Source organism: Shewanella vesiculosa (genome assembly GCF_009994065.1).
In the GTDB taxonomy this organism is placed as follows: Bacteria; Pseudomonadota; Gammaproteobacteria; order Enterobacterales; family Shewanellaceae; genus Shewanella; species Shewanella vesiculosa.
Genome location: NZ_JAACSD010000009.1, coordinates 71,111 through 81,909 on the forward strand (window position 1 = coordinate 71,111; position 10,799 = coordinate 81,909).

Sequence of the window (10,799 nt, forward strand, 5' to 3'; positions counted from 1 at the left end):
ATACAGCTTGCTGCGATCAGCGCCAGCGTTTAAAGATTAATGAAGTATTAATGCCACCAAACGCAAAGTTGTTGCTCATAATATAATTGGTATCTATGTAGCGTATCTCGTCTTTAATATAATCGAGTTGTGCGCACTCAGAATCAATATCCGTGAGATTAAGCGTTGGCGCAAACCAACCCTCATTCATCATTTCGATACTGGTCCAGGCTTCCAATGAGCCACAAGCCCCTAGAGTATGGCCGGTATAACTTTTAAGTGATGAGATTGGCGTATTAGCGCCAAAGACCGCATAAGTTGCAGCCGTTTCGGCTACATCTCCCCGATCTGTCGCCGTACCATGAGCACTGATATAGCCAATTTGTTGTTCGGATAATTTGGCATCCGTTAAGGCTAAACGAATCGCCACCTCCATCGTTTTGGAATTGGGTTGGGTGACATGCTGGCCATCTGAGTTTGTGCCAAAACCAATTAACTCAGCATAAATTTTAACGCCACGCGCTTGAGCATGCTCAAGCTCCTCCAATATTAGTGTACACGCACCTTCACCGATAACTAAACCGTCTCGTTGGCTGTCAAATGGGCGTGGTGTTAGCTCTGGTTGATCATTTTTGGTGCTGGTGGCAAATAAGGTATCAAATACTACCGCTTCAGTCGGGCAAAGTTCTTCAGCACCGCCGGCCAACATAATCGTTTGCATACCGTACTTAATCGCCTCGTAGGCGTAGCCTATGCCTTGGCTGGCTGATGTGCATGCACTACTGGTGGTATGAATTCGGCCCTGTAAGCCAAAAAATACCCCCACATTGACTGCCGTTGTGTGTGCCATCATACGGATATAGCTGGTGGCGGTTAAGCCAGACATTTCGCCGGTTTTTAACATCTCACCAAATCCAATAATGGGATCGGTGCTGCCAGTTGATGAACCATAAGCGACTCCAACTTGGCCAGAATTAAGAATAGGATCATCTAATAACCCCGCATCCTCTAACGCTAATTCACTGGCTCGAGTGGCCATTAGAGACACTCTACCCATGGAGCGAATTTTTTTGCGTGAATAGTGCTTAGGAGTAACAAACTCAGTGACTGGTGCCGCAAGACGAGTATTTAAGCCTGGGTATCTGTCCCATTCATCCATGCGAATGACACAATTATGTTTAGCTAATAGGCTCGCTTTAATTTGCTGCCAGTCTTGGCCTAATGCAGAAATGCCGCCAATTCCAGTCACGACCACACGCTTCATATCATGCCTCCATTAACTGAGATCACTTGACGAGTAATATAGGCGGCATCATCTGACATTAAAAAGTTAGTCAGGCCCGCTATTTCACTGGGTTTACCCATGCGTTTCATCGGCACTATTTGGTTAACCATTTCGGTTGGAATATCGCTGACCATATCGGTTTCAATTAACCCTGGGGCAATGCAATTGACAGTAATTTTGCGCTTTGCCAATTCAAGAGACAGCGCTTTAGTGGCTCCAATAATCCCCGCTTTTGAGGCGCTGTAATTGACTTGACCACGGTTGCCTGCAATGCCAGATACTGATGCGAGAGTGATAATGCGCCCGCCTTTACGTGCTTGTACCATCGGCATCACCGTTGGGTGAATAACATTATAGAAACCATCAAGATTGGTGTGGATCACGCTATCCCACTCCTCTTCGGTCATGGCAGGAAAGGCGGTGTCACGGTTGATGCCAGCATTCAGAATTACCCCGTAATAAGCACCATTTGCGTCAATGTCCGTTTCGATAGCAAGCTTAACTGCCTGGCGGTCAGCAATATCAAATTGCAATACGCTAACTTGAACACCAAGATCTAATAAGGTTTTTTGTACTTGCGCCACTGCGGCATGATTGCTGTGAAAGTGCAGCGCAATATCAAAGCCATTTTCGGCTAATTTTATCGCGATGGCTTTGCCTATTCCTCGGCTTGAACCGGTAACTAATACTCTGTTATTCAAAATGTCTCTCCGTGATTTATTCGAGGAACTCCAATGGGATGTAAAAAGGTTTATTGATCATGCTTAGCAGTGGCTTGGCTTTCATCAATATAAGCTTGGGTATCTTTGGGTTGGAACACATTGATATTGGCTTGTGCTATTAAGGTATCTTGATGATAAATATGGCAATCAAATACCGCTAATCCCGACTCTTCTTGGTACAGTCTAGTCACTTGAGTGCGATATGACTGGCCTAAGGTAAAAGTGTCTATATGCATTTGTAGCTTGCGGGTACCGAGTAAAAAACCGGCGAGGATAGCTTCGTTGTCTAGTCGAGCTTCGATGCCTGCTAATGCCGCCACGCTTTGAGCCATATACTCTATCGCAACATAATTAGGCACCCCATTGATTTTGCTATTAAAAAAAGCACTTCTAGGGCTAATATGGGTTTCTGTGGTTAGGCTATCTGGACGATGCTCTAACAGCTTATCGATTAAGATCATCGGCGCACGGTGCGGAATAAAATTGCTAACATCTTGCGCTAACATAGCAGCATCAGCTGTGAGTGTAGACATGAAACTAGGCATCCTTTCGACAAAAAATCAGGCTGGCATTACTACCGCCAAAGGCAAATGAATTACTCATAATGAAATTGAGTTCACTGAGCCCAGTATTACTGTGGGCATTAATCAAGGAGATTTGCGGGTCGTTATCATCAAATTGGCCATCCCAGACATGAGGAGGTAGGCGCTTACTATGATTAAGGGGACTTAATAACAAATAGCAAAAGGCTGCTTCAATGGCTCCAGCAGCTCCCAAGGTATGGCCAGTTAGTGGTTTAGTTGAGCTACACAGTGGTGATAAATGGTTAAATACCGCATTTATTGCGCGAGACTCCATGGCATCATTTTTAGGTGTGGCAGTGCCATGCAGATTGACATAATTAATCTGCTGCGGCGAAATATTAGCGGCAGATAGCGCCAATTGCATAGCGGCAATTGCGCCATGCCCTTGGGGGTGTGGCGCTGAAATATGATGTGCATCGGCAGACTCGCCTATTCCCGCTAGCATTACATCGCTTTGGCCGCGTTCTAAAGTGAATAAGGCTGCACCTTCACCAATATTGATCCCATCACGATGGCGACTGAATGGATTACAATGACCTTTGGATACCGACTCTAATGCAGCAAAGCCATTAACGGTTAGTTGGCATAAACTGTCTACGCCACCCACAATCACCATATCGCATAAATTGGCATTAAGTAATCGTTGGGCACTGGCAAACACTTTGGCGCTTGATGAACACGCTGTAGAGACTGTATAACAAGGGCCTGATAGCGAAAATAACTGCTTAAGATACTCACTAGTACTGCCCAGTTCCTGCTGTGAATAATGGTAGCTTGGCGGGAAATTGCCATGTTCAAGCTTATATTTTAACGCCGCTTCGCCTTTAGAAATACCTGAGGTACTCGTGCCTAACACGACGCCAATCCGATCGGCTCCAAAACGTTGCTTGGCTTGCTCAACGGCAGGGATAAGCTGCTGAGCAGCGGTGTTTAATAAACGATTATTCCGACAAGCAAACAGGCTTAAATGATCGGCGATAGCAATTAAACGTTTATCATCAACGCAACCGACTAATGTGGGCGCATTGAACAGCAAATTATCGCGCCATTGCATGGCACTGACATCACCATTAATGAGACGTGGCAACACTTCTTCAGGCGAGTTGCCCAGAGGTGTACACAATCCAATGTGAGTTATTGCAATGCGACTATTCATATTTGCTTATATGGCCTATTTATCACTGTCTGTTTATTGGTGGCACACTGATTATTCAATCGGGTTAATTTGCAGGTGAACATCAGCAGCATCGATGTCGACATTCACTTGTGCCAACCAAGGATCAATATTGTTGTACGTTAATGTTATTGACGCGCCATTATCATCGACCAGTTGCTTACATAGTGCCATATCACAGGATATTGTTACCAAGTTTCCACCACTCAATTGTTGATTAACTTGCTCTGTTGGCCAGTAAATTAACTGCATTATTGCCATCAAGTATTCTGCTTTAAACTGTTTACCCAATAACAAACTTTGCTCACTTTGCAGAGTTTGTCCATCGTATACAAGAGTGAATAACGCTTGCCCAAGCGGGGCTAATCCCACTAATGTCATCCGTTGTGAATTAACGTCAAGCTGGGTTAATAACTCATGGCTATCTTGGCCACGGGTAAAGTTAACCATTTGAGTTAAATTAATGTCTTGATGCTGAGCATCAGTTAATACCGACGAGGTTGGATTTAAGCAATATTGTGCTTCACTCGTTAGAGGGACACAAGTTTGTCTGGCTATTTGCTGGCTACAAGCGGTTAAAAAGCTTAACAGAAGCAGGGCCACAACACGGCGTGATAACACATCAATAAAATGCCCAAATAAGTTAAGCAACATTGGGCTCCCGACATAACTCGACAATGGTATTGAGGCGGCGTTCAGACTCTTTTACAAATGGGTTATTCATGTCCCAAGCATAGCCGGCTAAGATTGAGCAAATCATTTGTTTAATGGTGTTGTTAGGTTGTTGATAGAAAATGACATCTTGAAATCGACCATCATACCAAGCTTGGACATAAGTTCTAAAGGTATTAACCCCTTGCATTAATGGCTCTGAGTATTGGCTATCCCAATCAATTTTTTGGCCATTAAGTTGCTTATGTAAACATGCTACAGCCATAGATGCTGATTGCATTGCAATCGTTACCCCTGATGAAAATACCGGATCAAGAAACTCGCCTGCATTACCCAATAAAGCAAACTTGTTGGTTGCTAAAGTGGTGACGTTGGCCGAATAACCTTTTAGGGTGGCACAGGGCTGAACGATATTAGCCTTGGTCAGCAAGCGTTGCAGTACCGGCTCTTCATTGATGATAGCTAACAACTGTTGTTCAAGACTACCAGATAAACGTTGGAGTAAATGCGGTTCAGCGACCACCCCAATTGAACACCGATTATTGCTAAAAGGGATTAACCAGTACCAAATATCCTTATGCTTGGGGTGCACGCTAATGAGGATCTTATTGCGATCAAAACTAGGATCGCTGATGTTGTCTTCAATATGGGTAAAAATAGCACTTCGTGGGGGTAACGTTGACGATTGTTCTAGGTTTAACAATCGTGGTAGTACTCGACCAAAGCCACTGGCATCAAGCACAAATTTAGCATTCACCTGATACTGTGATCCTTGCTCGTTGGTTACGGTTAAGCGAGGATCGTGAGTTAAATCAATTGCATCGACTTGATGTCCAAATCGAATCTCAACCCCTTGGCTTATTGCTGTATCAGCTAAGAGTTTATCAAAATCAGCCCGCTGAACTTGAAAGGTGGTACCCGGGCCTGGAGTAAACTTATCGGTAAAGTCGAAGGTGGTATAGCGACCTTGGTGGCTAAATGCTGCGCCGTTTTTAAACTGAAACCCAGCATTATTAACGGCTTCGAGCATGCCGGCTTGTTCAATAAATTGCATGCAACAGGGGAGTAAGCTTTCGCCAATTGAAAAACGCGGAAAATGTTGTTTTTCAATCACCACAACGCGATGGCCCTGCTGGCGTAACAAGCTTGCGGCTATAGCACCTGAAGGGCCGGCGCCAATGATGGCTACATCAACATCCATGTTGCTGATTTTATGTGTCTGATGGCTTAACATTTACACTGTTTTCCTTGTGATAAATGAAATAAATGGTGCGAGCAAAAAGGAAAAACTGATCCCAAATAATAATGTAAGACCAAAAAAGTGAATCGCATGAGTTTGACTCAGCGCCAGCAAACCAAAAGCCAATAGTGTTGAACAGGCTGACATAAAGATAGCCATCATGACTCCGCGACTGGTGTGTTTGGCTTCGGCGAAAAAGAGACTGTAATCGATACCAATTCCCAGCACTAAAATAAGCGCTAAGGCGTGAAACAAGCTAATGCTTGAACCAACTAAGCCTAAACACGCCAGGGTGAGCAGTACTGATAACGCGGGTACTGAAACAATGGCTAATGCTAGCTTAATGCCGTATTTAATACTGAAGAGTAGGCAAGCCAAAGCAAATACCCACACTAATAACTGCAATGTTAGTTGACGATATTGGCCCATTAAAGCCGATATATCACCGACTTTATCAATTAACTGCACCTGCCCCAAAGACCAATCATGGCGAGTCAGTCGTTGCTCAATAGAGGCTAATGAGTGAATGCCACCTAGCAATACAATTGCGCCATATTGCTGGGTTTGCTCTGTGGTCGCTACAGCACCAAGCCATAAGGCACGTAAGTCATCATTGGCTAGGGCTAACACCTCTTTTGGGGTTAGATATTTTGATTTTGCCTGTTCAAGTTGTCTCAACAGGCTGGTATTTATGTTGTCATCTAGGCCCATGTTGCTAATGATTTCGTGCAAATGTTGCTGATAAAGTTGTTGTTGTAACTCATAATTGTGGCGTTGACTGGCAATGCTGGGCATAAAGCGGCTTAGGCTAATGGCTTGGTCTAATTCGCCATCGCCAATGGCTTGATTAAGCACAGGTGTCAGTTGTTCTAAGGTTTGCAATAAACCTTGTTCATTGTTACTGCTGACTAAAATAAATTGGTTGTCTGTGCCGCCGCTAAGTAGTTGTCTAAGCTTATTTTCTTCTGTGGTGATGGCTGCAGGACTTTGCTGTAATTGGCGAATATCATCATTAGCGTCTGCTTTGGATAAGCCAAAAAATAATATAGCGGTTAAACACAGCAGCAGTGCCGCAATGGTGATTTTTTGCCACCATTGCGGCGCAGTAAAAATGCGTTTTAATAACGTTAGATAACCTTGTGCTAGGGTTAATCCAGGTGTTGGTTTAAGCGCATGGTTGCCCAATAATGGGAACACCAGTAGTAGGGTTAGGTACGCACCTATTAAGCCAGCGGCGCAAAATACTGCCACCTGTTGCATCCCAGGAAACGGGGTAAAACCAATAGCGATAAAGGCACTGGCACTGGTAGCAAGAGCGAGAGTGAGCGCCGGAAAAATACGCCTTAAGGTGTCACTGGCGTTGTCATTGGGGTGAGCCTGTTTTTCACAGTAAAAGTGAAAGCTGTAATCAATCGCTACGCCAATTAAGCTGGTGCCAAATACCAATGTCAGTAAATGCAGCTCGCCAAAAAGGCTTAAGGTGGCGACTAGCGCAAACACCACACCGCTCGTTAAGGTAAGTAGTGCCGCAAATAATGGCATCACTGATCGAAATGCCAACCAGACCAATAAGATAATCCCCAACATGGAAATTAAGCCAATGCGGCTGATCTCTTGTTTGGCTGACTCGGTGGCAGCAATGGCATGAAATAACGCCCCAGCCTTAAGAAAGCTCACTTGGGAATATTGCTGGTTAATGTGACTCAACGCAGATTCCAATGCTTGAATTTGCTGTTGCTGAGCGTTGGGGCTAAAGGCGCTGTCACGGCCTTTGGCCATCACAATCGCCGCCACACCGTCGGCAGAATCTGTGAGTAAAATACCCTGTTGGCTGCGCAGCGCATTATTGGGCGATAACGCCAGTAAGTTGGCTGGAAACATCAGTAATGGATCATTGCTGAGCAGTTGGCTGTTGGCAAAACCAAATGTGCTATAAAGTTGGCTTTGGGCTGCGGTAAGCAGTTGGCGCCAATTATCGGTTTCAATGGCCTGCGCTTGCTCTGGTGTCAGTAAGCCAAAGCGATGTTCGAAGTAGACTTTAGCTAAGTGTTGTAGATTATCATCTGCGCCGCTGCGAACGGCAGTAAAGGGCGATTGATTGGATTGATTGAGCGATGTCATCAGCTGCTTGGCTGCGCCGATAGCTTGGGTTTCGTTTGGAGCAATTACCGCAATATACACTTGATTAGCTAGTTGCTGTTCTACCTTGTTTAAGGCTTTCTCGGTAAGCTTATCTTGTTGTAGGTGCGGCAACATGGCCAAAATATCAGTCTGAATATGTGCACCTTGCTGCCATTGCACAAAGCCTGTGACTATCATTGCTAGCAGCAATACTCCCCATAAGGCAAAACGCCCAATGGGAGATAACACTGCATTAAGCGATAATCGAAGCATTATTGATTGGACTCACTGCCAAGGCTAAAAAGCTCGAGTTCAGTTGTGCTGAGCGGCCCTTGCTGGGCATCAAGAAATTGAATTTGAGTATAATCGCTGATATCGGCCTGGCTGCTGGTGATGATTAATGAGCGTAATAGAGTATCGCCACTGAGCGTGATATTGCCCATGGATGCACGTAGTTGTGGGTCTTTAGCTTGCAAGCCAAGTTGCCATGGCGTGCCTGCGTTGTAATTAGCGGGCATAAATAAGGTGAAATCCGCACTTAAAGCAGCAATATTACCCGCCATAATTGCTTGCAGTAACCGCGGTACTTGCTGTGCGATTGGACTACCACTGGCCATAGCATTCAGTTGTTGCACCTTGCCTTGGCTGTTTTGCTGAATTAACTGCTGATCTTTTAGCACCATCAAGGTGCTAAATGGTCGCAGCTGCTGCCATACTAACCCTTGCGTCGGACTAAAAATAAATTGTCCCTGGCTGAGCAAGGGCTTTTTTAGCACCTGTAAGTGACGCTGCTGAATAAACTGCCCTCTGGTATCAAGTTGTAAATTCAGTTGTTGCGCTAGCGCACTGAGCGCTTCTGTGGTGGCGGGTTGGGTATACAACGCCTGAACATCTGCCAGTTGCGCTTGAGTCAGTGGTTCATTACTGCTTGCTAGTGAATGTTCATTGGCGAAAATGTTGCCAAGAGGCAAACAGAGGCAGATCACTATCCAAACCTGAGTAAACATGCCTTTGCGAGTATTCATTAAGCTTGGCTCACATCAAGTAATCGACGAATTTTTTCCTGAAATACTTCAGGGGTGACAAAGCATAATTCTTCGGTCGTAATATCTACCGCAGCTTGAATGGTATAGCCTTTCGTTATCCGCGCATTGGTTTGGGCATCAACAATTTGGTAGTTAATGCGTAAACGATTTTCCCATTCAACAATGGCGGCGATCACTTTGATTTTTTGATCAAAAGTGCTGCTTTTAACATACTTTACTTGTACATCGACAATCGGCCACGCATAACCCGATTGTTGCATAGTACGGTAGTTATAACCGAGTTTATCCAGCAATAAGCAGCGCACAACTTCGAAGTAACGTAAATAATTACCATGCCAAGTGATGCCCATCGAATCAACATCGTGAAACGGGATCACCATGTCCATTTCGGTCAGTAATAAACCTTTCATTTAGCACACCTCCCACAGACCCAATTGAATCTTTTCCACTGTTTGGCGCAATACCGTCTCTAAAGGACGGTCTTCGGTTAGCAGTTCAAAATCTTCGCTGACTTGGGCTAAGGTCGTTGCAAGAGAGGGGGTTAATGAACTCGCATCGAGTTCTTGCTGCATAATACGCAGTTGAATACCTTGGCTCATGGCTAACAATGCCGCGGCAGCGACTTGTTCTGTGAGCTGTAAAATACGCATACAATCACGTGCAGCTATGGTGCCCATGCTCACTTTGTCTTGGTTGTGACATTCTGTTGAACGTGAAAACACGCTGGCTGGCATAGTGTTTTTTAATGCTTCAGCAGTCCATGCTGATACGCCAATTTGCACGGCTTTAAAACCGTGATTAATTGCACGGCGCTCACCTTCTGCAGCAGATAAATTAGCTGGTAAGCCATTGTTAAATTTAGGGTCCATCACTAAGGCCATTTGGCGATCGATTAAGTCGGCGATATTGGCTACGGCATTTTTCATCGCATCCATGGCAAAGGCAATATGGCCACCATAAAAATGGCCACCATGGAGAATATGTTCACCTTCGGCATCAACAATCGGATTATCGTTAGCGCTGTTAAGTTCGGTTTCAATAAACTGACGCATAAAGGGTAGAGCATCTTGCAATACGCCGATGATGTGCGGTGCACAGCGGATAGAATAACGGTCTTGTAGGCGGTCTGAATTTCGGGGATGCACATGATGATTTAAGTCCTCACGGATCCAACTGGCAATCTGGTTTTGACCTGGGTGAGGCTTGGCGGCAAATAAAATTTCATCAAAATGGTTTGCGTTACCTTTGAGCGTTAACGATGCCATGGCGGTTATCCGGCTTGATAGGCGGGTTAAATATTGCGATCTGTCATAGGCTAAACAAGCAAGTGCCGTCATAACCGCAGTACCATTCATTAATGCGAGACCTTCTTTAGGGCGCAAGGTTAATGGCATCATGCCAAATTGTAGATAAACATCTTTAGTCGCTTGGCGTTTACCTTGGTAAATCACTTCACGTTCGCCAACTAATACCGCAGCAAGATAAGATAATGGGGTTAAATCGCCACTGGCGCCGACCGAGCCCTCTTGGGGGATCACTGGAGTAATGTCATTGTTTAAGAGCCACTCGATGCGTTGTAGCAGTAAATAACTTATGCCTGATTTGCCCACCGCCAGTGAGTTTAAGCGGCAAGCCATAATCGCGCGGGCTTGCATCGGGCTAAATACATCGCCTAAGCCACAGCCATGGAAGCGGGTTAAGTGCAGCGGTAATTCGTGGACTAAATCTAAGCTAACATTAACTGTACACGAGTCGCCGTAACCCGTTGTCACGCCATAAACCACGCCTTCTTCATGGAGTACGCTGTCAATAAAGCGTGCACCTTTTTGAATATATTCAACATAGTCAGCAGTATCTGTCAGTTTGACCGCAGCGCCTTTGGCTATAGCCACCACTTGCTCAAGACTAAGATAGCGTTGGCCTAAATGCACTGTGCTGTCGGCGGTTGATGACATTGAAGATGAATGGCTCATTAA

10 protein-coding genes are annotated in these 10,799 nt (G+C 45.1%); all 10 read right to left on the reverse strand.

Annotated features, from left to right (window positions below; all coding sequences use genetic code 11):
* Positions 1-16 precede the first annotated feature (16 nt).
* Genes GW828_RS11095 through GW828_RS11140 form a run of 10 tightly spaced genes read right to left on the reverse strand, consistent with a single transcriptional unit; the run spans position 17 to position 10,796 of the window.
* The gene (locus GW828_RS11095) at positions 17-1,243 is read right to left on the reverse strand and encodes a beta-ketoacyl-ACP synthase (RefSeq protein ID WP_273058901.1); all 1,227 of its coding nucleotides are present in this window, start codon (positions 1,241-1,243) and stop codon (positions 17-19) included.
* Complete coding sequence (locus tag GW828_RS11100; RefSeq protein ID WP_124017455.1) at positions 1,240-1,965, reverse strand: 3-ketoacyl-ACP reductase FabG2; 726 nt, start codon at positions 1,963-1,965, stop codon at positions 1,240-1,242. The genes GW828_RS11095 and GW828_RS11100 overlap by 4 nt, the downstream gene beginning before the upstream one ends.
* Positions 1,966-2,015: 50 nt before the next feature.
* On the reverse strand, positions 2,016-2,519 hold the full coding sequence (locus GW828_RS11105; RefSeq protein ID WP_273058898.1) for a hotdog family protein: 504 nt from the start codon (positions 2,517-2,519) through the stop codon (positions 2,016-2,018).
* Positions 2,520-2,523: 4 nt separating this feature from the next.
* Positions 2,524-3,726: a beta-ketoacyl-[acyl-carrier-protein] synthase family protein gene (locus GW828_RS11110; protein WP_182755915.1), complete on the reverse strand. Its 1,203-nt coding sequence runs from the start codon at positions 3,724-3,726 to the stop codon at positions 2,524-2,526.
* Positions 3,727-3,777: 51 nt separating this feature from the next.
* Complete coding sequence (locus GW828_RS11115; protein ID WP_273058895.1) at positions 3,778-4,398, reverse strand: DUF3261 domain-containing protein; 621 nt, start codon at positions 4,396-4,398, stop codon at positions 3,778-3,780.
* Positions 4,388-5,650 (reverse strand): NAD(P)/FAD-dependent oxidoreductase, encoded by a 1,263-nt coding sequence (locus tag GW828_RS11120; protein ID WP_273058893.1) that lies wholly within the window; start codon positions 5,648-5,650, stop codon positions 4,388-4,390. The genes GW828_RS11115 and GW828_RS11120 overlap by 11 nt, the downstream gene beginning before the upstream one ends.
* The gene (locus tag GW828_RS11125; RefSeq protein WP_273058891.1) at positions 5,651-8,050 is read right to left on the reverse strand and encodes an MMPL family transporter; all 2,400 of its coding nucleotides are present in this window, start codon (positions 8,048-8,050) and stop codon (positions 5,651-5,653) included.
* Positions 8,050-8,802, reverse strand: coding sequence for an outer membrane lipoprotein carrier protein LolA (locus GW828_RS11130; RefSeq protein ID WP_273058889.1), 753 nt, complete (start codon positions 8,800-8,802; stop codon positions 8,050-8,052). The genes GW828_RS11125 and GW828_RS11130 overlap by 1 nt, the downstream gene beginning before the upstream one ends.
* A complete protein-coding gene (locus GW828_RS11135) occupies positions 8,802-9,233 on the reverse strand; it encodes an acyl-CoA thioesterase (RefSeq protein WP_124017462.1) in 432 nt (143 codons plus the stop codon). Before GW828_RS11135 ends, GW828_RS11130 begins: the two co-directional genes overlap by 1 nt.
* On the reverse strand, positions 9,234-10,796 hold the full coding sequence (locus GW828_RS11140; RefSeq protein WP_273058888.1) for an HAL/PAL/TAL family ammonia-lyase: 1,563 nt from the start codon (positions 10,794-10,796) through the stop codon (positions 9,234-9,236). It lies immediately after the preceding gene.
* Positions 10,797-10,799: the final 3 nt, after the last annotated feature.